The organism is Paenibacillus sp. MZ03-122A, from assembly GCF_024213325.1.
Lineage (GTDB): Bacteria > Bacillota > Bacilli > Paenibacillales > Paenibacillaceae > Paenibacillus > Paenibacillus polymyxa_B.
On the sequence record NZ_JANAVI010000026.1, the window covers coordinates 1 to 24,376 of the forward strand.

Annotated in this window: 25 protein-coding genes, 1 tRNA gene, 1 pseudogene and 1 riboswitch; of the genes and pseudogenes, 18 read left to right on the top strand and 9 right to left on the bottom strand. The window is 45.4% G+C overall.

Annotated features, from left to right (window positions below; genetic code table 11):
* Positions 1-413 precede the first annotated feature (413 nt).
* The 7 genes from guaB to NLX74_RS25035 all read left to right on the top strand — a co-directional run bounded on the left by guaB (position 414) and on the right by NLX74_RS25035 (position 7,068).
* A complete protein-coding gene (guaB, locus tag NLX74_RS25005) occupies positions 414-1,871 on the top strand; it encodes an IMP dehydrogenase (RefSeq protein ID WP_013308172.1) in 1,458 nt (485 codons plus the stop codon).
* 327 nt (positions 1,872-2,198) lie between these two features.
* Positions 2,199-3,587 (top strand): D-alanyl-D-alanine carboxypeptidase family protein, encoded by a 1,389-nt coding sequence (locus NLX74_RS25010; protein WP_254330886.1) that lies wholly within the window; start codon positions 2,199-2,201, stop codon positions 3,585-3,587.
* Between the two features lie 131 nt (positions 3,588-3,718).
* The gene (pdxS, locus tag NLX74_RS25015) at positions 3,719-4,600 is read left to right on the top strand and encodes a pyridoxal 5'-phosphate synthase lyase subunit PdxS (RefSeq protein ID WP_190298370.1); all 882 of its coding nucleotides are present in this window, start codon (positions 3,719-3,721) and stop codon (positions 4,598-4,600) included.
* 16 nt (positions 4,601-4,616) lie between these two features.
* A complete protein-coding gene (gene pdxT, locus NLX74_RS25020) occupies positions 4,617-5,183 on the top strand; it encodes a pyridoxal 5'-phosphate synthase glutaminase subunit PdxT (RefSeq protein WP_254330887.1) in 567 nt (188 codons plus the stop codon).
* A gap of 35 nt (positions 5,184-5,218) precedes the next feature.
* Positions 5,219-6,502 carry a serine--tRNA ligase gene (gene serS, locus NLX74_RS25025; RefSeq protein ID WP_013308176.1) on the top strand — a complete coding sequence of 428 codons (1,284 nt, stop codon included), beginning with the start codon at positions 5,219-5,221 and terminating at the stop codon, positions 6,500-6,502.
* Positions 6,503-6,591: 89 nt separating this feature from the next.
* Positions 6,592-6,677, top strand: a tRNA-Ser gene (locus NLX74_RS25030).
* A gap of 148 nt (positions 6,678-6,825) precedes the next feature.
* Positions 6,826-7,068, top strand: coding sequence for a hypothetical protein (locus NLX74_RS25035; protein ID WP_061831828.1), 243 nt, complete (start codon positions 6,826-6,828; stop codon positions 7,066-7,068).
* 17 nt (positions 7,069-7,085) lie between these two features.
* On the opposite strand, the gene NLX74_RS25040 is transcribed toward NLX74_RS25035, so the two are convergent.
* Complete coding sequence (locus NLX74_RS25040; RefSeq protein ID WP_069290777.1) at positions 7,086-7,970, bottom strand: LysR family transcriptional regulator; 885 nt, start codon at positions 7,968-7,970, stop codon at positions 7,086-7,088.
* 125 nt (positions 7,971-8,095) lie between these two features.
* Here NLX74_RS25040 and NLX74_RS25045 point away from each other — a divergent pair.
* From NLX74_RS25045 to NLX74_RS25070, 6 genes and pseudogenes are all read left to right on the top strand, one after another.
* Positions 8,096-8,281, top strand: a pseudogene (locus NLX74_RS25045) (phosphate acyltransferase); the annotation flags it as partial.
* 64 nt (positions 8,282-8,345) lie between these two features.
* Positions 8,346-9,293: an NAD(P)-dependent oxidoreductase gene (locus tag NLX74_RS25050; protein ID WP_190298372.1), complete on the top strand. Its 948-nt coding sequence runs from the start codon at positions 8,346-8,348 to the stop codon at positions 9,291-9,293.
* Positions 9,294-9,671: 378 nt separating this feature from the next.
* Positions 9,672-10,013, top strand: a complete 342-nt coding sequence (locus NLX74_RS25055; RefSeq protein WP_029514958.1) for a hypothetical protein — start codon at positions 9,672-9,674, stop codon at positions 10,011-10,013.
* Between the two features lie 28 nt (positions 10,014-10,041).
* Complete coding sequence (locus NLX74_RS25060) at positions 10,042-10,212, top strand: hypothetical protein (protein ID WP_007428073.1); 171 nt, start codon at positions 10,042-10,044, stop codon at positions 10,210-10,212.
* A 72-nt stretch (positions 10,213-10,284) separates the two neighbouring features.
* Positions 10,285-10,440, top strand: coding sequence for a small acid-soluble spore protein P (locus tag NLX74_RS25065; protein WP_029514956.1), 156 nt, complete (start codon positions 10,285-10,287; stop codon positions 10,438-10,440).
* Positions 10,441-10,637: 197 nt separating this feature from the next.
* Positions 10,638-11,714 (top strand): hypothetical protein, encoded by a 1,077-nt coding sequence (locus tag NLX74_RS25070; protein WP_165179776.1) that lies wholly within the window; start codon positions 10,638-10,640, stop codon positions 11,712-11,714.
* Positions 11,715-11,829: 115 nt separating this feature from the next.
* Here the strand turns inward: NLX74_RS25070 and NLX74_RS25075 are convergent, their stop codons facing one another.
* Positions 11,830-12,396, bottom strand: a complete 567-nt coding sequence (locus NLX74_RS25075) for a GNAT family N-acetyltransferase (protein ID WP_254330888.1) — start codon at positions 12,394-12,396, stop codon at positions 11,830-11,832.
* A gap of 59 nt (positions 12,397-12,455) precedes the next feature.
* Positions 12,456-12,956 carry a tRNA adenosine(34) deaminase TadA gene (gene tadA / locus NLX74_RS25080; RefSeq protein WP_336078702.1) on the bottom strand — a complete coding sequence of 167 codons (501 nt, stop codon included), beginning with the start codon at positions 12,954-12,956 and terminating at the stop codon, positions 12,456-12,458.
* 329 nt (positions 12,957-13,285) lie between these two features.
* Here tadA and NLX74_RS25085 point away from each other — a divergent pair, with 329 nt between their 5' ends.
* Both NLX74_RS25085 and rluF read left to right on the top strand, forming a co-directional pair.
* Positions 13,286-15,562, top strand: a complete 2,277-nt coding sequence (locus NLX74_RS25085) for a PAS domain S-box protein (RefSeq protein WP_254330889.1) — start codon at positions 13,286-13,288, stop codon at positions 15,560-15,562.
* Positions 15,563-15,612: 50 nt separating this feature from the next.
* Complete coding sequence (gene rluF, locus NLX74_RS25090; RefSeq protein ID WP_250259950.1) at positions 15,613-16,314, top strand: 23S rRNA pseudouridine(2604) synthase RluF; 702 nt, start codon at positions 15,613-15,615, stop codon at positions 16,312-16,314.
* Between the two features lie 136 nt (positions 16,315-16,450).
* Here rluF and motB read toward each other — a convergent pair whose 3' ends face one another.
* Both motB and motA read right to left on the bottom strand, forming a co-directional pair.
* Positions 16,451-17,278, bottom strand: a complete 828-nt coding sequence (gene motB / locus NLX74_RS25095; protein WP_061831819.1) for a flagellar motor protein MotB — start codon at positions 17,276-17,278, stop codon at positions 16,451-16,453.
* Complete coding sequence (gene motA, locus NLX74_RS25100; protein ID WP_061831818.1) at positions 17,271-18,065, bottom strand: flagellar motor stator protein MotA; 795 nt, start codon at positions 18,063-18,065, stop codon at positions 17,271-17,273. Before motA ends, motB begins: the two co-directional genes overlap by 8 nt.
* A gap of 187 nt (positions 18,066-18,252) precedes the next feature.
* On the opposite strand from motA, the gene NLX74_RS25105 reads away from it, so the two are divergent.
* Complete coding sequence (locus NLX74_RS25105) at positions 18,253-18,546, top strand: hypothetical protein (protein ID WP_013308186.1); 294 nt, start codon at positions 18,253-18,255, stop codon at positions 18,544-18,546.
* 117 nt (positions 18,547-18,663) lie between these two features.
* Positions 18,664-18,963 (top strand): 4a-hydroxytetrahydrobiopterin dehydratase, encoded by a 300-nt coding sequence (locus tag NLX74_RS25110; RefSeq protein ID WP_007428083.1) that lies wholly within the window; start codon positions 18,664-18,666, stop codon positions 18,961-18,963.
* A 78-nt stretch (positions 18,964-19,041) separates the two neighbouring features.
* On the opposite strand, the gene NLX74_RS25115 is transcribed toward NLX74_RS25110, so the two are convergent.
* From NLX74_RS25115 to NLX74_RS25130, 4 genes are all read right to left on the bottom strand, one after another.
* A complete protein-coding gene (locus NLX74_RS25115) occupies positions 19,042-19,548 on the bottom strand; it encodes a GNAT family N-acetyltransferase (RefSeq protein ID WP_235306873.1) in 507 nt (168 codons plus the stop codon).
* Between the two features lie 305 nt (positions 19,549-19,853).
* Positions 19,854-20,354, bottom strand: a complete 501-nt coding sequence (locus tag NLX74_RS25120) for a C40 family peptidase (RefSeq protein WP_061831815.1) — start codon at positions 20,352-20,354, stop codon at positions 19,854-19,856.
* A gap of 5 nt (positions 20,355-20,359) precedes the next feature.
* A riboswitch (cyclic di-AMP (ydaO/yuaA leader) is annotated at positions 20,360-20,497 on the bottom strand.
* A gap of 275 nt (positions 20,498-20,772) precedes the next feature.
* Complete coding sequence (locus NLX74_RS25125; RefSeq protein ID WP_235306874.1) at positions 20,773-21,600, bottom strand: hypothetical protein; 828 nt, start codon at positions 21,598-21,600, stop codon at positions 20,773-20,775.
* 11 nt (positions 21,601-21,611) lie between these two features.
* Positions 21,612-23,624 (bottom strand): M1 family metallopeptidase, encoded by a 2,013-nt coding sequence (locus tag NLX74_RS25130; protein WP_254330890.1) that lies wholly within the window; start codon positions 23,622-23,624, stop codon positions 21,612-21,614.
* 124 nt (positions 23,625-23,748) lie between these two features.
* On the opposite strand from NLX74_RS25130, the gene NLX74_RS25135 reads away from it, so the two are divergent.
* Entirely contained in the window at positions 23,749-24,255 is a 507-nt protein-coding gene (locus NLX74_RS25135) for a YwhD family protein (RefSeq protein WP_254330891.1), read from the top strand.
* Positions 24,256-24,376: the final 121 nt, after the last annotated feature.

Genomic DNA, 24,376 nt, shown 5'->3' on the forward strand with positions numbered 1-24,376 from the left:
CGTTAAGCCCTCCAGCGCCGATGGTACTTGGACCGCAGGGTCCTGGGAGAGTAGGACGTCGCCAAGCAACAAGTAAAGAGGACCATGATCTCATTCAGATCATGGTCCTCTTTGGTATATTAGGGTACAAACCACTTATACAATTGCTTCTATGCTACGCATTCAAAGAGGAGATATGCTTTTGTGAATAGCTATTACCTTTGGAAACGCTTATTTTTAAAGGTTGTCCTTCGTAGGAGTACAGTTGTTTGTACAGGGAAATACTAAAGGTTAGGGCTATTGATGAAGGCTTGACACCCCTATACCGCTTTGCTAAGATTGCAATAATATATTTTCAGAGAGCCTTGATTTGTCCATGTCGGACAGACAACAAGACCAATACAGACTAAACAATTTGAAGGAGGATCATCTTGGTGTGGGAAGATAAATTCGGTAAGGAAGGCCTTACCTTTGACGATGTTTTGCTGGTACCTCGCAAGTCAGTGGTTCTGCCCAAAGAAGTAAGCGTGGCGACTCGTTTGAGTGATAACGTGAAGCTGAATATTCCTTTGATGAGTGCTGGTATGGATACTGTTACTGAGGCAGTGTTGGCAATTGCGATGGCTCGCGAGGGCGGTATCGGTATTATTCATAAAAATATGTCCATTGAACAGCAAGCGGTAGAGGTGGATCGAGTTAAACGTTCGGAGAGCGGTGTTATCACCAATCCATTCTCATTGACTCCAGATCATTTGGTGTCCGATGCTGAAGCAGTTATGGGTAAATACCGTATTTCTGGTGTACCTGTTGTAAATGAAGAAAACAAACTGGTGGGTATTATTACTAACCGCGATCTTCGCTTTATTCACGATTTTAACCTTAAAATCAGTGAAGTCATGACGAAGGAAGAACTGGTAACTGCACCTGTGGGTACGACTTTACAGGAAGCGGAAGTCATTTTGCAAAAGCATAAAATTGAAAAGCTCCCTTTGGTCGATGATGAAAATTATCTCAAAGGACTTATCACCATTAAAGATATTGAGAAAGCTATTCAATTTCCGAACGCAGCGAAAGATGCACAAGGGCGTCTTCTGGTCGGTGCGGCTGTCGGCATCTCCAAGGATACATTTGATCGGACTGAAGCACTTGTAAAAGCTGGTGTGGATATGATTGTTGTGGACTCTGCTCACGGCCATCATATTAACATTATTGAAGCGGTCCGCAAGTTGCGTGAAGCTTATCCTGATCTGACGATTGTAGCAGGTAATGTAGCTACTGGTGACGGAACGCGCGAATTGATTGAAGCAGGAGCATCTGTCGTAAAAGTCGGTATTGGTCCAGGCTCCATCTGTACAACACGCGTAATCGCAGGGATTGGTGTTCCACAAGTAACAGCAATTTATGATTGTGCAACAGTAGCACGTGAATATAATATTCCGATCATTGCAGACGGTGGTATTAAATACTCCGGTGAAATTACAAAGGCCATTGCGGCAGGCGCTTCTGCGGTAATGCTGGGAAGTCTTTTTGCAGGTACGGAAGAAAGCCCAGGCGAATCTGAAATTTATCAAGGACGCCGCTTTAAAGTATATCGTGGTATGGGTTCTATGGCTGCGATGAAGCAAGGTAGTAAAGATCGTTATTTCCAAGATGACGACAAGAAATTGGTACCGGAAGGCATCGAAGGACGCGTTGCTTATAAAGGGCCACTTTCCGACACTGTTCATCAGCTGTTGGGTGGTCTTCGTTCCGGTATGGGTTATTGCGGTACAGCTAATATTGAGGAGCTTCGTAACGATACAAGCTTTATCCGTATTACAGGCGCTGGTCTGCGTGAGAGCCATCCGCACGATGTGCAAATTACGAAAGAAGCACCAAACTACTCTCTATAAAGTTCGGCTGTAGTAGACTTGACGACAGGCAGAGCGTATTTCGCTCTGCCTGTCTTTTTTTAGAGATACCCCTGTGATAGAATAGACAAGTGTCCGCCTTTTTGACGAAATTATTGACGAATTAGGACACGTAGGTCTTTTGGACGATTCCTACCAGTAAAGAAGATTCGAGCAGAAAATGCTCATGACAGGATACAACTAAGCAAACGAAGTGAAACTGGATTTTATAACACTTAAACATTAATTACATTGGCCAAGTAGAGGCTATAACCACCGTCTCGTTATTCATAGCGATCGGGTTGAGGTACGAGAGGAGTTTGTATTCATTTGAAAGCGAACATTTTAAAGCAGAATAAAAAACGCAGCATGATTAAAAAGAGTGTGACTGCAGTCATGGTGCTTAATATGATGTATATGTCGGCATTGCCTGTGGTAGGCAATTTCGATTCGAGCGTGGCTACTTTTGCAGCTGGAGCGGCAATACAGGCAACCAATATTACGGGGACAGGTTCTATTAACCCCCCTAGTCTGGCACTACGTTCCGCCATTTTAATCGAGCCTTCCACTGGGCAAGTGCTGCTGTCTATGAATCCAGATGAGCCACTTCCACCAGCAAGTATGACTAAAATGATGACAGAATACATCGTGGCTGAACAGGTTAAGCAAGGTAAACTCAAGTGGACGGATAAGGTTACGGTTAACGAGAATGCTTCTAAGAGCATTGGATCACGTATTTTTTTAGCTCAAGGGGATCAACATACGGTAGAAGAGCTTTATATTGCAATGGCGGTAGGTTCTGCTAATGATGCAACAGTAGCCCTTGCTGAACGCGTATCTGGAACTGAGCAGGACTTTGTAAAACTAATGAATGAAACAGCTCAGAAAATGGGCATGAAAAATACGTATTTTATCAACTCGACTGGTTTGGACCGTGGTGATATGCCGAAAGGCTTCCAGCCGGATACAGACCGGGAAACTGTGATGACAGCGAGAGATGCAGCTACTCTGGCTGGTTACATCATTAAAGATCATCCAGATTACACACGATTTACGACAATTCAATCTTACAAATTCCGTCCTACTGACAAGGCGCCAATTATTAACTATAACTGGATGCTAGAAGCAAACAAAAATATTACTAACTTTAGAAAGTTTGCTTACCCAGGTTTAGACGGGATGAAAACAGGCCACACGGCTAATGCTGGAAACTGTTTTACAGGAACCGCTGAACGCAACGGAATGCGTCTCATCAGTGTAGTTATGGGAGCTGATTCAGATGCACACCGTTTTACAGAGACAGCTAAAGTGCTGAACTATGGTTTTGATAATTTTGAAGTGAAGCAGGTTATTGCTCCAAAGACGGTGGTTAAGGGTGTTGAGAATGTGCCAGTGACCAAAGGTACGGAAACAGAAGTACCGATCGTCACCAAGGATGCAGTAAGCTTTATCGTACCTAAGGGTGCGAGCAATCCTAAGGTAACCTTTACAACGAACATTACACCAGCAAGCTCTCTGGTGGCACCTTTGAAGCAAGGGGCCAAAGTCGGGACAATTACGTACACGTACAAGACAGACGGTGTGGATAAAGGGCAGACAAAAACCGTGGATCTGGTTACTACGACGGCAGTAGAAGAGGGCGGCTGGTTCCGGATGCTTTTCCGGGCAATCGGTGATTTCTTCGGAGATCTGTTCCAGGGAATTAAGAACCTCTTCTAAAAAAGCGAAGCTAAGCGATCTACCTTGTTTTTCATTACTTATTTTGCAGCTTGAAATGATTGTGTATTTGGCATTCGTGCGGTAAAATATTAAGTTAGAATCTAAACGTAACCCTTATAGGAGGCAACGACATGGAAACGGGAACTTCGCGTGTAAAAAGAGGTATGGCAGAGATGCAAAAAGGTGGCGTAATCATGGATGTCATGAACGCTGAGCAGGCTAAAATTGCAGAGGCAGCAGGAGCTACAGCTGTAATGGCTCTTGAACGGGTGCCTTCGGATATCCGTGCAGCTGGTGGGGTTGCTCGTATGGCTGACCCAACGATTGTGGAAGAAGTTATGAAGGTTGTTTCTATTCCTGTTATGGCTAAGGCTCGTATCGGTCATTATGTAGAGGCAAAGGTACTGGAATCTCTCGGTGTTGACTATCTCGATGAAAGCGAAGTGCTGACACCTGCGGATGAAGTTTTCCATATTGATAAGCGTGAGTTCACCGTTCCATTTGTTTGTGGAGCCAAGGATCTGGGAGAAGCGCTGCGTCGTATTGGTGAGGGTGCATCTATGATCCGTACGAAGGGCGAACCGGGGACTGGGAATATTGTTGAGGCCGTTCGGCATATGCGTTTTATCAATGGTCAAATTCGCAAGGTGCAAAACTTGTCGAAGGACGAGCTGTATGCAGAGGCGAAAAACCTCGGAGTTGCATATGAACTGCTGTTGGAAGTGCATGAGCTTGGCAAACTGCCAGTGGTCAACTTTGCAGCGGGTGGTGTAGCAACACCTGCCGATGCCGCGTTAATGATGCATTTAGGCGCTGATGGCGTCTTTGTAGGTTCTGGTATTTTCAAGTCGGATAGCCCTGAGAAGTTTGCACGTGCAATCGTGGAAGCGACCACTCATTATACGGATTACAAGCTGATTGCAGAAGTCTCCAAGAATTTGGGAGCTCCAATGAAAGGCATTGAAATTTCCAAACTGGCACCGCATGAGCGCATGCAGGATCGTGGTTGGTAAGAAAGAAGGGACCGGCATGAAAATAGGTGTATTGTCGCTGCAAGGCGCTGTAGCTGAACATATACGTAGCGTTGAACGTGCGGGTGCGGAATGTATAGCGGTGAAGAAGATCGAACAGCTCAATGAGCTGTCCGGTCTTATCATTCCCGGTGGTGAAAGCACCACTATTGGTAAGCTAATGCGCAAGTATGATTTCATAGAGGCTATACGCCAGTTTTCCAATCAAGGCAGGCCTGTATTTGGCACTTGCGCGGGATTGATTGTACTGGCTAAAACGATTCAAGGACAGGAAGAAGCACATTTGGGACTCATGGATATTACAGTATCGCGTAATGCATTTGGTCGCCAAAGAGAGAGCTTTGAAACAGACTTGAACATTAAAGGGATTGAGGAACCGGTACGTGCTGTATTTATACGCGCGCCATTAATTCAGTCTGTTGGAACGGGAGTAGATGTGTTGTCTGAGTATAACGGCGAGATCGTGGCAGCCCGTCAGGGTCATTTGCTGGCTTCATCCTTCCATCCGGAGTTAACAGACGATTACCGGTTACATCAATATTTTGTGGATATGGTCCGCGAATAGTGAAAGTCAGGTTTGTAGTGTAGGAGGGATTACCTGTGTTAGATATAAAGATTTTACGTAATGAGCTTGGTCGGGTTGAGAAAGCTTTGCAGAACAGGGGGAAATCTCTGGATCTGATTAATGGTTTTACAGATCTGGATGTAAGCCGTCGTGAGTTACTTCAGGAAAGTGAAGGGCTCAAAAATCGTCGGAACGTGGTATCCGGTGAAGTAGCCAAGTTGAAGAAGAACAAGGAAAATGCGGATGATCTTATTGCAGAAATGCGCCAAGTCTCCGATCGTATCAAAGAATTAGATGAGCAAGTACGCGAACTGGAAGTTCAGATCGATGAATTGGTGATGTCTATTCCGAATATTCCGAATGATACAGTACCTGTAGGTGCATCGGAAGAGGATAATGTAGAAATCCGTCGCTGGTCGGAGCCGCGCGAGTTTTCTTTTACACCCAAAGCGCATTGGGAATTGGCTCAGGATCTAGATATCCTTGATTTTGAGGCAGCAGCCAAGGTAACGGGTTCTCGTTTTACGTTCTACAAAGGACTGGGAGCAAGATTAGAGCGTGCGCTGATTAACTTTATGATGGATCTGCACAGCAGTGAGCATGGTTATGAAGAAATGCTTCCTCCATACATTGTAAATCGGGACAGCTTGTACGGAACGGGTCAACTTCCGAAGTTTGAAGAAGATTTGTTCAAGCTGCGTGATACTGAGTATTATCTCATTCCTACGGCTGAAGTTCCGGTAACGAACTACCACCGTGAAGAGATTATGAATGCGGAGCAGCTTCCGAAATATTATGTGGCATACAGCTCTTGCTTTCGCTCGGAGGCAGGATCAGCAGGACGTGATACACGTGGCCTGATCCGTCAGCATCAGTTCAATAAGGTAGAGATGCTTAAGCTGGTTCACCCGGATACCTCTTATGAGGAATTGGAGAAAATGACGAATAACGCTGAGCGTGTTTTACAGCTGCTCGGACTTCCATATCGCGTGCTGGCACTTTGCACTGGAGATATGGGTTTTACGTCTGCCAAAACGTACGATCTGGAAGTATGGTTGCCTGAGAGTGGCATGTACCGTGAGATTTCTTCCTGTTCAAATACGGAAGACTTCCAAGCGCGTCGTGCGAACATCCGGTTTCGTCCAGATTCGAAGGCAAAGCCTGAATTTGTACATACGCTGAACGGTTCAGGATTGGCTGTAGGGCGGACTGTGGCTGCTATTTTGGAGAACTATCAGCAAGAGGACGGAAGCATCGTGATTCCAGAAGTGTTGCGTTCATACATGCGAGGCATTGAGGTTATTGCTCCTAAACAGTAAGTGTTGCATTCTTAGAAGTTCTGTGGTAAAATAATTTTGTTGCGCCTGAGTATGTTTGAAAGGGAAGCAGCTTTATCCATTTACCACCTGGAGAGGTACCGAAGCGGTCATAACGGGGCGGTCTTGAAAACCGTTAGAGTGCAAGCTCACATGGGTTCGAATCCCATCCTCTCCGTCAGTTTAATAATTTACTTGCTGCATAAGGATTTGTAGCAAGTATGACTAAAACGCACTTTACCGTTGGATAGCGGTGTGGTGCGTTTTTTTGTGTTCGTGACCGTTGGATAAACATCTGACGGAGGTATAGGATGAGGTATAGGATTATGAATACAAACACGGGTGGCAAACTGCGTAAACGCGGGCAGCGGAAGAATAGTTTGGACATTCCTCAGCGGTTTCTCGACCGTCTGAGTCCATCGGTTTTGGAAACGTCTCGGGTGGCGCAGGATGAGAGAGCGAGCGTATCGCCTGAGATTCTGACACTGGAGGGGCTGTTCAAACGCTATTACCGCATACTCTATTTTTTTCATACATCAGTTTGCAGGCCTATAATCAATTGCAACTAATATCTCGACAGGTCAGATCATTGTATACCAAATATATCTTGCAGATAGTTATCAAGAATACGAAGGGGCTCGTGTAAAGCTTGGTTTGGAAACTTATGAGTTACCTTATAGCATATTCTTGGAGGCACCGATACCGATAGTTTCTGAAGAACAAAATCTCCCATCCGCATCATATGTGCGCCAATCGAAGCGGGAACTATCGACCATTGTCTGGCGTCCTTCAAAAAAGTAGTGATGAGTCCCGCTGAGTCCAGATGAACACGGGACGGGCAAAGAGGGTCCCACCACTGGTCATGTCTGAATTGAAACTCTCTATTCCAATTTATGAAGACTTCGTCTTGCGCCGCCAATTCTTCCATTTCAACAGTATCTCCGGCCTGCCGCCCCGACACAGCCAGGCGCAACAGCATCATTTCTTCAGTAAAAAACGGTTTAACAGTGACACTAGGCGACACGATTTCTCGCACCACAAACGCCACATCCATCTCGCGCCGCTCGATACTATCAAAAGCTTCCTGAGTATGCTGCGTACGAATTTGCAGTCGGATGGACGGGGTATGCTGATTAAGCATTCTATATACAGGAGGCAAAACAAATTGACTTATACTTTCGGCAGCGCTTATTGCCAGACTTAACTGCGAACCGCTAGCCTGCAAGATTTGTGTTTCCCTCCAGAGAGCATCCCATCTTTCCGCAATGCTAAAAAAGTTTTCCCCTTTTGGGGTCAGACTGGTTTTGGGTGCCCCTTTTCTTCGCTCAACCAAAAGGCCACCCATTTCCTGTTCCAATGTCTTTAACCGATAGCTCACCGTAGCTTGTGACAGGTGCAGCAATTCGGCCGCTTTGCTTATACTCTCGGTCCGTACGATAGCTAAAAACGCTTCAATCCCAGGAAAATACATAGAATACCTCCTCAATATATAGAAATGATTAATATAGTTCACAAAATATTTGAGTTTTACAACATTATTCTCTATGTTTAAAATTATCTTTAATAAGGACGAGGGGTCAAATTTTATTATAGTACGTTTTCATATTCCCAGGTATTCATGCCGGTAATATTGGTTGTAAAATAGCGCAGCGTCTTGGAAACTTTGAGGCATATGGTCCGATCCTGCAGCGCCTAAATGCACCGATCAATGACCTTTCAAGAGGTTTTACTGCCGACGAAGTCTATAATATGGAAATAATTACTTCTTCTTCAAAAGGATAAAATGAAGATCATCAAACGGGTTTTCTTCGAAGAAATGGTATAGGTAATGAAAGGTGGTTTAGCAATGAAGATTCTCATAGTTGGCTATTTTAGCGAGACCTCGAAATCAAATATTGTAAGGTATTTTCCTCAAGACTGGAATGTTGTAATTGTCCCGCCCGGAAAAGAAATGCTGCATCATATTGAAGATTGCCAGGTAATTATTCCTGAACATATTAAAGTGGATCACAGCCTGCTTTCTATCGCAAAAAAATTAAAATTGGTACAGACGGGTGCAGGATTTGATAATGTAGATGTCCCTGCCTGTACACAGCTCGGCATTTGGGTGGCCAATGCTGCAGGAGTGAATGCACAGGCAGTGGCCGAGCACGTAATGGCACTGATATTGTCTTATTATAAAAACATACCGTTTCTTGATACTTTCATGAAAAACAGGATGGATGAAAATCAATTGGACTATACAGGGAGTGAATTAAAAGGCAAAACGATTGGAATTATCGGTTTGGGCGCTATCGGAAAAAAAGTAGCTGCATTTTGCAGGGTTTTTGATATGAATGTGCTGGCTTATGCGAGAAATGCTCTTGTACAATCTGACGGTTTTGTGAAAATGACGGATTTCGATACTCTTGTAAGCACATCGGATATAGTCAGTGTACATGTACCCTTGAATCAACAAACCAAACAACTGATCAACAAAGCGGCATTCAAGAAAATGAAGAATACCGCTCTTTTTATCAATACAGCCCGCGGCGGGATTGTCAACGAAAGAGACTTGATTGATGCATTAAAAAACGGGGATATTTCAGGCGCATGCTTGGATGTGTTTGAATCTGAACCGCTTCCTATTGACAGTGAGCTCCGGAATCTGGGTAATGTGATACTTACTCCCCATACAGCAGGAATGCCTGATGGTCGAAAATTTCATAAAAAAAGATATGATTTCTTTATAAACAATATAAAACGTGTAGAAAATGGTGAAGAGCCTGAAAGCAAGCTCAATCAGTTATTATAGTTTTGGTGCAATAAAAATGAGCTATCGGGGCAGCTCCGTGCACCTGATTGCCTCCAGATAATGGCAAGGGGGACACGGCAGCGTTGCAGACAGGCCAGCAGTTGTAGCGGTTCTTGCATTAGACTTCACAAACCCAGTCATACCAAGGCTCGGCGGCTTTTCATAGGTAGTAGCGGTCTTGAAAACCGTTAGGGTGCAAGCCCACATAGGTTCGAATCCCATCCTCTCCGCCATATTCTAAAATAAACCAAGCCATTCAAATACGATAGCTGATACATTGGCCTTTATAAGCTAATGATTAGGAATCATGGAGAGTGGCTTTTTTGTTGTATAAAAAGCTCGTTTTTTTCACACGTTATCAGATGTGGAGGTGCTGGCATGAATCGAGAAATGACAGTAGATCAGCAAAAGCTGGTAGAGGCCTGGCAGGAACAACTGCCGATTCTTTTGAATTCAGGGGACAAATCACAGGTACAGGCAGATGAAGCTGACAACCGGGCTATACGGATCCATATCGAGGTAGAAGGCCGACAAATGTACTCCTTTGATTTTGCATGTACTTATGTAGACTCCCGGGAAGTACAGGTTAGCTTAGTCGATGTAGAACGGGACGGACAGTCTGTGGATGAACGAACAGATATCATTCAGCAGTTAGTGTCCGATTATACTCGGCATATTCACCAATGTGCCCAAACATTACAGTCATTGACGCACTCGTAGGTCATGAAGGAATGAGGAGGAAGACTACATGACAAAAGCCAAAAACGGTCTGGATAAAAACCTGTCTAACATTGTTGATGATTTGGAGCAACGCCCAGTTAATAGTCATCAGGCACAGCAAGTGCAGCAGGATCGTAATGATCGCCGTCATCAGGATTCACTAAATCACGATAAAACGGAAGATTTACACCATCTATAGTCCTATTTTAAATGGTAATAAACGGGTTCGTTGATGTACCACAAATATAGACTGAGAATGGAGGATGCATAAATGGGCAAGCCTAAAGCCATTCCTGTCCCCGAAGCACAGGATTCTGGTGGAAGTAACGAAAAGCGGGAGCGTAGTCATCAGCAAGAGCCGTTATCCGGTTCCAAGAAGGTGAAACAGCGGAATCACGTGGATCATCATAATAGAGAAGGCTCATAAGCAGGCAGACCTTTCTCCTAAAATATATTGCGTAGTGTAGACACCCTGGTAAGAGAGCCAGGGTGTCTTTGTGCTTATTGTAAGAAAATTTTCCAATAAGTGTTTCGCCGTTTGAGAATATGAGTTAAAATAGGAGGTGTGTATTTTTTTTGTTAGCATAAAAAAGGGGTTAATTACGAGAGGAGAGAATCTACACAATGAGTAAAAAGTTATCCGTCTTGGTACTCACTATGGTGTTGCTTTTGACGGTAGCCCTGGTAGGTTGTAGCAAGAAGTTAGAACCGAAGGAAGCTGTTACGACTGGTACTGCAAATGCAATGAAGTTGAACTCTTATGAATCCAAAAGTCAATTCACGATTAAGGAACTGACCATTACATCCGCTTCTGTTCCAAGTGAGCAAAGTGCAATGGTAACTAGCATGCTGAAAAATGCTGATATTACGCTGGATGGTGTATACCAAAAAGAACCTTTCCAATCTGAAATGACGCTCGGCATTCATTTGAAAGGTGATCTTTCCACCAGCTTCACGATTCCAATGGTAATGACTAAAGATAAACTGTACGTTAAAATTCCTAATATTCCATTTTACCCACTTCCACAGGATGTTGTAGGTAAATTCCTGGTCATTGATCCACAAGAACTGGCTAAACAATCAGGACAAGAATTTAATCCTGCAGCCATGGATCAGGAAAAATCGCAGAAATTTGCGAATGAAGTGATTGCTGCTATTATGAACGAGTATGATCAAGCTACGTACTTCTTTGATATTGATCCTAAAGACGCTAAATTGCCACAAGGCGTTGAAGCTAAACAAGTCGTTCAATTCAAAATTACGAACGACAATGTGAAGCAAGCTACCAATACATTTATCACTAAGGCGCTTCCTAAAGTCCTTGATGTGATGTCTAAAGATGAATATGCTGGCATGCTTCAAGTAAAGAAAGAAGAGCTGGCTGAAGCGAAGAAAGAATTGCAATCCAACACCAGCGAAGTTAGCAAAAAGCTGGATGAGTTGAAAAATTACTTGACAGTGAAACAGTTTGACATTAACACAGCTTTGAACAAGGATAACATTCCTGTGTATCAAGACCTGAATGCGAATGTAGAGATGAATGATCCGGCTACAAAAGACAATGTAAAATTGTCCGTAACAGGCTACACGCAATACAGTAAAATCAATGCTAAAGCAGCATTTAAAGTGGGTATTCCAACAGGTGATCAAGTCCTGACTATGGAACAGCTGCAACAAAAAATGCAAACTGTTGCTCCTTAAGTTTGGGATGACATGATTGTATAACATCATTTTTTTCGAATATGATGTAAGAAAACCGCTCGGCATAAGCCGGGCGGTTTTTTGTTTACTGTTAATGTTGTCCCTGTGCAGTCATTTAGCTCTGCCACACATCATCCTCAGCTAAAAGTCCAAACATCTGGTGATCCTGCCATGCGCCCTGAATTTGTACAAGCTTGCGAGCAATGCCTTCTGGCTGGAAGCCGCACTTTTTTAATACACGTTGTGAGGGATCATTATGCAAAAGGGTACCCGCTTGGAGACGATGTAGAGATAAGGCACGAAAGGCATATTGTATGATCAACTTTAAGGCTGCGGTCATATGCCCTTTACCCTGTTCATGATGATCCATCATGTAGCCGATATCAGCGAATTGTCCAACTCCACGTACTAGATTGGAAATAGAGATATAACCGATGAGCCGTTCTTCCTTTAAGAGAAAGATACCAAACACGTAACCTCGATCCTCTTCGGCTTGACGCAATTTCTGACGGATATAATCCTGCTGTTTTTCTAATGTGAAAAATGAATCCTCGTAAAGCGGCTCATAAGGCGCATGGGAATCCCTATTACGGTGCCTAAGGGCGAGAAGGGCTTCACTATCCGCCAAGCTAAATGGCCGTAAAAAGATACCTTGAGGCGTATTATACAAGCTCATAGGCATGGGTTGGTCTCCTTCCATGGGAATTAGCAATGAGATGAAGTGTTTTGGGCGTTTTCCCCTCAGGATGAGGACGGGGGAGGAGACAATCTGGCTGCCGCTCTTTTTTGCCGGAGATGCCGAAAAAAGTTCGTTAACAGCGAGGCGCATTCCTCCTGCAGTACACCACTAGTTACTTCTGTACAATGATTGAACCGAGGCTCCTGTAATAAATTCATCAGCGTGCCTGCGCAGCCTGCCTTGGGATCTGTAGTTCCGTATATCAAATGGGGAACCCGTGATTGAACAATGGCTCCGGCGCACATTGGACACGGCTCCAAAGTGACATACAGCCTACAATCCAGCAGGCGCCAAGCGCCTAAGTGCTCACTGGCCTGACGAATGGCAACCATCTCTGCATGTGCGGTTGGGTCAGCATCCGTCTCGCGCAAATTGTAGCCGCGACCTATGATTTCATTATCTTTTACGATGACAGCCCCGATGGGGACTTCACCTAACATTTCTGCCTTATACGCTTCCTGAATGGCTTCTTTCATCCAATAGGCGTGATCAATGGTGGTCACTGGGAAAATGCTCCTTTCAAAACGCGGAATTATCCAACGAACAAATATTCCGTTGTTAACATGATGTGAATAAAATTGTGGATAACACGGCACTTGTCCACAGGTTTATCCACAGTTTATAATAAAATCTGTGTATTTGTGGACTACTTGTGGATGATTATCTTCTTATATTGTAGGGAAACCCTCGTCTATTGACAATACTGTACACAAGGTGTGTATTTATGTATATCCGGTAAATGTAAATGCTGGTATCACAGGCGCTATTACGGTATCATTGAGTTAGCAATTGCCAGTAATCGCCAGCATACGGCAAGAGGTGAGAAATCAGTGTGTCGATAAAAATCAGAATAACGATCATTTTGTCGGGGTCCGTCCTGTTTATCCTTTTATTAAACATCGCACTCAATTATTACACGACCCACGAAAATCTAAGAAGTGACAGTGAAACTAAAATGGTTCTGACGGCTAAAATTATCGGAGGAGCTATCGAACAAACCCAGCATAGCTGGGAGGCCGTTGACAAGCAGCTCGGATATAATCTGTGGCTTTCTGCCACGTTGGCTGCTAATCAGCTAGGTCCTGACATCCGAAATATTCAGCAGGAACAGCTTCAAAAGGTGGCCTCACTCCACAGAGATACTAATATTTCTTTGATGATTCGAGACGGGCAGGGGTATAAGGTTGTTAAATCCTCGGATCCAAAAGAAGTAACGCCATCTGATCCATTGACAGGGTATTGGAAAAATGCAGTTGACCAATTATATGAGCACGGACAGGCTGCAATGGCGCAAGGTCAGAAACTGGATCATTTTTGGACCGGATCATTTGACTACACCGGTTCAGGCTCCTCACAGATTAACAAATGGGGATTTTATTATGACCAAAAACGTAACTACTTAATTCGAATTTCCTTTCAGGATACTTCAGTGCAAGATTTCATAACCATCCTGAGCCCCGATGAGATTGTAAAGCAAACCCAACAAGTGGATTATCGCATCATGGAGATTACAGGAATTAACCCTGCAACCTTTGGTGGCGCTTCGATGGACAAGAACGGGAACGATTCGAAATACTATTACATGTACAATAAACCGATCCAATTTGGCACGTATCAACTAACGAGAGTGAAGGAAGATCGTTTGGCCGTGTCCAGGGCTATCCTCTCCGGGGAGAGTATTGTACAAGACTGCTATATCAAAGGCGAACGGGTTCTCGTCAGTTACATACCTTTTTACCCGGCTAACCGCGAAGCCTATGTTATCCGTATTGTTATGAATTATGATACGATTACTTCTGTTATTTCCAAGCAATTGATAAGCTTAATTGCTATTTCCATTGTCCTTTTGGAGGTTGTAATCATTGGAAGCTATGTGCTGGCAAGTCTGTTTGTCCGCCCAATTCAGTCGATTCTGGGGAAAGTGAACGAGATGGCTGATGGTCATTTTGATACACGGCTAGAAATAAAAGGTGGTCATGAGCTTGCACAGTTGGGTGAACGCATCAATGCGATGGCCTACAACCTAGGGATGTACACGAGAAGACTGGAACAGATGTATGAGGAGAACCGTTCTGTAAAGGAGCATCTGGAATCGGTTATTAATCAGACAGCGGATGCGATTCATGTAACCGACGAGGAGGATCGCGTCGTTCGGGTCAATCATGCCTTCGAAGCTTTGTACGGCTGGACCAAGAAGGAATTGGTTGGTCGTAAGCTGGAGTTTGTACCTCCGCAGCAACAGGAGGAGTATGAATTTCAGAAGAAGAGCCTGCTTCAGGGAGAGAGCATCGTATCAAGTGAGACCCTTAGAATGCGTAAGGATGGAAGTACAGTAGAGATCAGTATGAGCACGTCGCCTATTCTGGATGAAGAAGGCCAAATTTTGGGGTTTATCTGCGTGTCGCGTGATATTACGGGTCGCAACCGAATGGAGGAGTTGTTGCGCAGATCAGAGAAACTGACAACCGTCGGACAATTGGCGGCAGGCGTAGCGCATGAGATTCGTAATCCGCTAACTACGCTACGAGGCTTTCTCCAACTACAGCAGCAAAATCAAGTGTTGAATATGAAACACAACGATATTATGATGTCTGAGCTGGATCGCATTAATTTGATCGTTAGCGAGTTTTTAATACTGGCGAAGCCACAGGCAGTGCATTTTCAGAAAAAGGATGTTCGCTATATTGTGAGCGACGTGATTTCTTTACTAGATAGTCAGGCGCACCTGCTGGGCATTGTATTCAATCTTCAGGTCACGGACGAGCCTGCCCTAGTATACGCTGAAGAAAATCAGTTAAAACAGGTATTCATTAATTTACTTAAAAATAGCATGGAGGCTATGAGTAAAGGTGGTATCATCACGATTCATTTGTTCTTGGAGGGAGAAAGCGTTAAAATCTCTATACGGGATCAGGGAGCGGGTATTCCCGCAGAAATGCTGTCCAAGCTAGGAGAACCTTTTTTCACAAACAAAGAAACAGGGACAGGACTAGGACTTATGGTCAGTCAGCGTATTATACAGAGTCATAAAGGCACACTGGATATTGAAAGCACAGAGGGAGAGGGAACGACAGCCCTGGTGCAGCTTCCAATTGCCAAGCCGGAGTAACGGGCTGGGCGCAGGAGGAAGTGTGTTAGTAGAAATGGAGGGTACACAGGTTGCGCATTAACAAGTTTATCAGCGAAACCGGTTTTTGCTCGCGCCGCGAGGCGGACAGGCTGGTAGAGAGCGGCCGCGTGACGATTAACGGCGAAGTGGCTGTGCTGGGTAGTCAAGCGGAAGAAGGCGATGATGTTCGCGTGAATGGCAAGCCACTGCGCGAGAAGTCCGATCACGTCTACATTGCATTGAACAAGCCGGTGGGCATTACAAGTACAACCGAGAGCCATATTAGAGGCAATGTTGTTGATTTTGTGGGGCACCCACAGCGGATATTCCCGATTGGACGCCTGGATAAGGATTCGGAAGGTCTCATTTTACTTACCAATGATGGAGACATTGTGAATAAGATTTTACGGGCAGAAGGCAAGCATGAGAAAGAATACATCGTAACGGTGGATCGCCCTGTCGTACCGTCTTTTGTGCAGGGCATGTCCAGCGGGGTGAAAATACTCGGCCAGCGGACGCTACCTTGTGAGGTGACGCGTGTATCTGAGTATGTATTCCGTATTATCCTGACTGAAGGGAAAAATCGTCAGATCCGGCGTATGTGTGCTGCCTTCGGTTATGAAGTAAAAAAACTGCAACGGCTGCGAATCATGAATATTCGGTTGGGGTCCCTTCAGAAAGGTGCCTGGCGTGATCTGACAGAGGCTGAGAAGCAGGAGCTTGGCCAGATGCTCGATTATACGCTTAGCTAATGCCAGAGGGGCTTTGTATAGCCTACAGCGTATGATCCTCGTATCTGACAAGTCCAGATTATAGGAAGCACTAAACAAAGAGGCACCAGCTGCATAAAAATGCGGCGGTGCCTTTGTTCATATAACATATGCATAATCAACCTTCATTCGAGCTTGAGGTAGGACTGATGACTTGTGTCCCGTTCTGATATTTGCGGAGAACAGATATTTCAACACGACGGTTTTTGGAGCGTCCTTGGCCATCTTGATTGCTTGCCAATGGACGATACTCGCCATAACCGATGGATACAAACTTGGTTGGATCGAGATCTGGATTGAGCAACAAGATACGCAAGAAATTCAGAGAGCGCTGGGCGCTCAAATCAAAGTTGGACGGGAACTGGCTGTTGGAGATCGGTACATTATCCGTATGACCCGATACGATAACATCATAGCCAGGGAACTGCTGGAGCATACTAGAAATAGACTTGGCCAGCTTTCTCGCTCCCGGTTTTACTTCGGCTTGCCCGGATGAAAACAGGGCATTATCACTAATGGTGATCATCAGCTGGGATTGGTTCAGCTTGGTATTCAGCAGAGGTGACAGGCCGTTATTTTGAATATATTGATCCATCTGTTTTTTAAGCTTTTTTAAATCTTCTTCTTCCCGCTGGGCAAGCTGTTTTTGCAGTTCAGAGGTAGAAGTAGCTTTCGATTTTAAGGGTTGTGATACTTGTTCTTTATTTTTGCCCATATCCATGGATTGTGACGACGGATTCGCGGCCGAGTGATCCAGCACGCCAGTGCCCCCACTAAAAGCTGAACTCAGGGATTGAGCCATAGTTTCAAATTTTTTGGCGTCGAGCGAGCTCATACCGAATAAGACAATGAAAAGAGCCAACAGAAGGGTCATTAAGTCGGAATATGGCAACAGCCAGCTTTCGTCAGCATGCTCTTCATGCGGTTCATGTCTCTTTTTACTCACTGGAATCGCCATCCTTCTGGGTCAATGTAGCCCGTTCGGTCGGAGTCAGGAAGATCGTCAGTTTCTGACTGATGGCAATTGTCGATATCCCCGATTGAATGGAAAGCAGACCTTCGACCATCATTAATTTAAGCTCCACTTCTTTTTTGGATAACCGTTTCAGCTTGTTGGACATCGGATGCCATAGAACATAACCTGTAAAAATACCGAGCAACGTCGCAATGAAGGCTGCTGCAATGGCATGAGAGAGCTTTTCCATGTCACTAAGGTCAGCCAGAGCTGCGATCAGACCTACAACCGCACCGAGTACCCCGAGCGTTGGAGCGTACATACCGGCTTGGGAGAAGATCAGTGCGCCAGAGCGATGTCGATCCTCGGTAGCATTGATATCCTCCATCAGAACGTCCCGTACGAATTCCTGATCATTGCCGTCAATAATCATTCGCATGCCGCCACGCATAAAGGGATCGTCGATTTCTTCTACCTTGGATTCCAAGGCGAGCAGACCTTCACGACGGGTAATGGATGCCCACTCGGTAAACGTACCGATGAGCTCTTTGCGGTCTAACAGTTTTTGTTCGGTGAAAATAACCTTGAACAGCTTCGGAATCCGTTTGATTTCTGCCATCGGGAAGGCCATAAATATACTCGCTGCCGTTCCGACGAAAATAATCATGTAAGCAGCGGGATTATTGACCAAATTGACGACCGGAGCGCCTTTTAAGATCATCCCGACGACCAGTGACACAATCCCGAGCACAAGTCCGATAATGGTTGAAATTTGCATGATACACCTCATCCATGAGAATAGATTTTGAATCCTTTCATGCCGCCGGGGTCGTCCTTGCCCCAAGCGCGTCATTACAAGACGGATTATAGTATTTATCGACAAAACTCTCTTTTTTGTTAAGTGCGAATTTCCGGTATAATAAGGTGATTATGTATTGAATGGCGGAACCATTGGAGGAAATGGCATGGGAGTAAAGCATGGGCGTGAGTATGAACAAATTTTGAACGATTTGACAGAGGCTGTGGGGCGCATCCCAGATAGCTATGAATTTTTTGAGATGGAAGCAGAAGATTGGGACAGGCTGGATCCGGCGGGACGTCAGGAAGTCAATGAAGCTTTGGCAGAAGACTTATTTTATGCACTGGGTACAGAGCCCACAATCACTGTAGGGAGTGGCGTTGTGATCTATGAGCCGGAGCAGCATCGCATCTATGTACTTATTGGGGACGAGGAGCTGACGTCAGTCCCTTTGATTTGAGGTCCGTCTTATGGATTTATCAACGGGGCCGTGGTAATATGTACACCAATATATCGTAGTTTTGGCCGTATTTAAGCGGTCGAAAGGCTTCCGTATAAACGGGGAGGAGTTCGTAACATGCCTTTTACACAAGAAGAGATTGAAGCACATCTGGAGAAACTGGAGGGCTGGGAACTGGAGGAAGGACGTTGGATCGTCCGAAAATATAATTTTTCCAGTTTTATGAAAGGGATTGCATTTGTGGATGAAGTTGCCGCTATATCTGAAGCATTCAATCATCATCCATTTATTACGATTGATTATAAGACCGTGACTCTGCGTTTGACCTCTTGGGACGACGGCGGTATTATGGCCGTGGATATTAAGGAAGCCCAACAATATAATGAAGCTTTTGAAAAAATGCGCAGCAGTCATTGAGCTTGTAATGATCTGTCGTATGATGATAGAAGCGCCTTCGCTATACAACATCGTGGTTGTATGCCGAAGGCGCTTTTATCATAGAATCTGGGTTGGGTGCTCGGGACGATATACCATACAATAAAATGGTTTTTTGCCATCAGGAGTCTGGCGTTCATAGGTATCTGTAAGCTCAAATCCAGCCGCCTTGTAGGCCCGGATAGCGCGCCCATTCCAAGTGAGCACCTCTAGATCAATTTCATTCTTCGGGTTGCGTCGTTGAGCTTCCTCTGCAATGGCACGGACAAAATCAGAGCCTTTGCCATGTCCGCATCTGTCAGGATGCATTCCAAGACCTAGCCGGGTCACACCGATCATAGGAAAATATTGAGCAAATCCCGTCAGTTTGTTCTCTTTATCCAGTACGGCAACATATTGCTCTTGGCGAAGCGTGGGACTTCCAAATTCGACTTCAAGCGCCTTCATTTGTTCCCAGGGGAGCCAACCGTATATGTTATAAGGTGGATCATATTGCCACTCACAGATTGCAGCCGCTTGATGCTCGTCCATCGGTACGATCCGATAGTTGGATATTGAGGCCGGCATGTGTTCCATCCTCCTTTTACACAGGTACTTCAATCATTAACAACAGATTGTAGACAAGTTGCAGAGGAATGGCAAGCGTGTTTATTTCATACCTAAGTCGGGTATACATTCAATAAGAAGGAATTACTGCTCATATGCTCCCCCAGCGGTGACGGTAAAACCGACGATGTTCGCTACAATTGAAACCTTTTGAGGTCTCAGTTCGTCAGTAAAGATAATAATTGCTGATGTTGTGGACATAAAAAACCGCAATTCGATTCCGGCCAGAATCAAATTGCGGCTAGGGTTAGCTTGCTGTGCGTTAGTTATTCTACGTTATCGTCATCAGGAATGTCTGAAGCTACAGAATGGTAAGCGTCTGTGCTCATAATTCTTTTTGCACCAACATAGCGGTTAGCGTAATAATTTTCGTTCAGTGAGCTAACTACTACACCACGTGAAGTCGAGGAGTGGGCAAATTTCCCTTCACCTACGAAGATACCTACATGGGAAATGCCTCTTCCTGTGGTGTTGAAGAACACCAGGTCCCCAGGTCTCATTTCATCTCGGGATACAGAAGATCCCATTTTGAATTGTGATCCAGATTGATGCGGAAGTTTAATTCCCAGTTTGTTGTATACGTACATTGTGAAGCCGGAGCAATCGAATCCCTCGAGTGTAGTGCCTCCGCTTCTGTAGTTCGTTCCTTTGGCATCTTGGATGACCTGGTCCATCTTAGAGTCTGCATATGCACTGCCGCCACCGAATGTAAAAGATGTAAAGGCAATGGCAAGACCCATAGCTGCGATCGTTAGCTTCTTCTTCAAAAAAAATATACCCCTTCCAATGCCTGCGAGGTTAGCTTAAGGATTCGGTAGAAGGTTCCCCTATGACCACTCTGTTGCGAGATCAATTCACCCAAACTGGTTCCCCCGCTTCCTAGGTGCCAGGAATTAGGCTTAACTTAAGATGTGCACCTTGGAGAGCAGTATTCACAATAACGTTATTTTTGAGATAAAGGTTACAATAAAGATTACAAAGTTGTTACTATCAGTTCACTGCGATTATTGTAACAAAGACGGCTGGCTTTGGCAAATGTTTCATTGCAAAAAGTTACAAAAAAAATCTGCTCCTAATGTCCCAGGAACAGATCTTGTTAACAGTATTCAGTTATGTGTCGTTTGCGCGGGTATGAATCATGTTTTTCGACAGACGGAAATGAAGTAAAAAACATAAAGGCAGGGCTTAGCTTCTACTAGAGATATCGGTATGCCATAGTCTGTACTGCGAACTGATATGCCACAGCCTGACCAGACTAGTAACAAAATGATACGATTGCTGGAGAATGAGCGCCAGCATGCCAGTCCAAATCATCGCCACGGTGCCAAATAGACCGAAGACCAGCAGCACACAAGCACCGAGCAAAAGGGATATACCGACAGCTGGGAGGAGCTGGCGAAAGAAGGCGAGCAGGGACGATAGTATGGCGTGACCACCGACAGTACCCAGTTGCATATACAGGATGCACTGCCGAATGAACCATCCGTATGCCATCCATCCAATGACATAGGGCAATAAATGCAGCAGATAAGAGGAAGATTGAAGTGCTCCTGCTACAATAGGGTAGAGTCTCGGTACTACCCAAAAGGCGGGAAGCAGCAGCAGTCCCAACTCGATGGTGTAATACAACAGCGACGACATGCCATGGCGTTTCATACCCTTGAAAAAGGACAGGCTTTGCGGTTCAGTCGCATCGGTATGCAGACTTTGATATATTCCGGCTCTAATGAAGGGAGTGATCAGTATGCGTAGTACAGTCGCCCCTAGTAGTATCCACAAATACACATGTACTTCCCGGCTGTCCATCAGAGCAATCTGACTCTCCATCCAAAATAAGGTCTGTCCCAGTTCGTTTTGACCCTGATCAGGATAACGGAGCAATAGCGGGATAACGGCAGACTGCACCAGCCGATAGAGAAACACCCCCCACAGTAGTCGATACAGAAATAAAATGATAACGATATAGAATCGTATGCGCACCAGCGCCCAGCCCTCTTTTATAACAGTCCGCATCTATAGACACCTCACCATGACAGACTTCCAAGCAGTGTCTCCAACAGCTTGGTTACACTAACACTCCAACGGGTTTGTTGCTTTTCGTCCAATTCGGCCTTTAGGCTATTGTTAATATGCTTGTTCTCCAGTGCAATGGTATATAGGGGATCAAGGGTTACATAGGAAACGGGAGAAGTACTTTTGATCCGAAAAGTTGTGCTTTTGCCCGCGCCGTCCCAAGCCTTGAATATCGTGGTACCATCCTTGAAGGTAAATTGGACAGGGATCTTGGGATAATCCGCCCCTTTTTTGCTGACCGTCACGACTGCTTCATATCCATTCTCCAGCTTGTGGTTTGTGATGTGATCCACTGAAAAGTCCGCCATCTGGCCGTCATATACATACTGTTCAAAATAGTGGCTCCATGAGCGTCCGGTGACTCTCTCCACGATACGTTGAAAATCCATTGAGGACGGATGCTTAAATCGGTACGTCTGGACGTAGGTCCGCATAATGCGATCCATTTTTTTCATACCCACCTGACGTTCAATGCCCCGTAGTACCAGCTTGCCTCGAGAGTAGGCATTTTGCGCATACTCAGCAGCTGAGCCATACTTCCATGACTCACGGTTTAGCGGCTGTGGGGAAGCTACCTGTCCCGATTGTAATGGCAGGTTGGGGGTAAGCCCATATTCTTGCTCCATAAGCCGCTCCTCTGCATAGGAGGTGAAGCCTTCATCCAGCCACGGCTCCTCAAATTCATTATTGGCTACCATTCCGTAGAAATATTGATGTCCAATCTCATGAACTAATGTCCGTTCCAGACTATAGCCAGGATTCAGATTACCCGCAGCAGCGGCCGTGATGAGTGTCGGATACTCCATACCGCCGGCTCCATTGCCTGATTTGGGTGGAACCACGATGGATAGGGTGGAATATGGATAAGGCCCGTACCATTTGCTGTAGTACGAAAGGGCGGCCTTCGCTGCGCTCATATAGCGCCCTTTGAGCTCCTTGTGCGACGGGTCAAGGTAGAGCTTGATTTTGACACCAGGGACTTCAGCAGAAGAAAAGGGTTCTTCTACGGTTACAAAGTTGGGTGAAGCGGACCAGGCAAAATCGTGTACATCATCGGCATAAAATTGATATATTTTTTGGCCGTTCTGTCGGACGGCACCACGGGTGGGAAATCCGGTCGCTGCTACGATATGAGTTTCAGGCACCCGAATCCGTACGCTGTAAATTCCAAAATCGGCATAAAACTCGGAGTTACCATGATACTGGTGGAGGTTCCAGCCCTCCTCGGCGCGTCCACGCTGTCCTTCAGTCTCGTAGACGCTGAGCTTCGGGAACCATTGCCCTGCCATTACAAAATCATCTGTCGCACCCATACGAGCGAAGATGGCGGGCAGTTTTACCTCAAACTTCATATATAATGTGATTTCTTCGCCACCTCGTACCGGCTTGGGTAGACGCACCTTCACGAGCGAACGGTCGCCTGCGTTACCGTCATCTGGCTGCACATATTGGATGCGGTGCATGAGAGATAAACCGTCTTCTGTTTTTAGTTCAGTCAGCGTCATGGAGCCAAAGCCGTCTTTGGGCATGGTGTCTCCGCGCAGCTTTCCACCGGATTCCTTCATAAAGGTAGTTTCCATGGAAGAGAAGGCATTCGGGTATAGATGAAGATACAGATCATTCACGGTTTTCTTGCCCGGATGCTTCCAGGTCAGTGTCTCAGTGCCTCGCAAAACCTGTCCTTTTTCCAGAGACACATCAATGTGGTACTCTACCACCCTCTTGCTGAGGATTTCTGTAGCGGGCTGTGGAGGGTTCTTGGGCAGGTCAGGCAGGATGTTTGCCCCTAGAGGCTTGCCCATATTTGGGGCAAGCGCAGACTCAGACAGGGAGCCGTATAGTGGTTGGCCTATGGACTGCGGGTCGGATTGCGGTTGGGGCTGCCAGGCAAACCATAACGTCCCTGCGAGGAGACCGAGGGCTAGTGTAGACAATAAAACGATTTTAGTGCGTGCTGGGGTCATACAATGGATACCTCCCGTTGACAAGCATCTACAGCATGTATATGTTTGCTTTCAGGAGATTATTAGTTAAAATATTTATAGTGTAGAATGAGTGTGAAGACGGAAAATGGAGGTCTAGTGACACATGAGTGAAAATCAGCCGGACGGCAAAAAACAGATTGCACTGAACATTGTCAGTGGCAAGAGTAAACATAAGGGTTTCGGCGCAGGCTCAATCGACCTGAACAGCATGTCCCCGGTCATCATTGACCGAGGAGAGGCGAAAATTGATATCGGTGCCATGCATGCCAAAAGTAAAGTAGAACGTGGTATCAAGTTCTCTACGAATAAAGAGGATGTATCGAACGGACGCCAAGTATGGCTCGTATGGGTAGCCGTGGATCGTACGCCCGAAGGACGTATGTACGGCGGTGCCACCGCCTGCGAGATGCTGATTGACGACGAAGCCAAACGCGGCTGGAAAATCCTCGCCGATCACGTCAACCGTATGGATTACGCGCTCAAGCGTCGTTTCATGCTGGATGATCTCGGAAGTGAGGATAAGGCAGCACTTAAAAGTCTGCTGATTTCTCATAACGAGGAATGGTGGGACGCTTCGCCTGAGGAATTGAAGCAGGCGCTGGAAGGGTAGGCCCAGAGTTAACGCAGTAATAATATTGTAAAAAAGCAGCCACATCTGAACTGCACCCCATTTGTTAGACACGACTAACAATGGAGGTGCAGTTTTTTTGCCTAAATTCAGTTTAGATGAG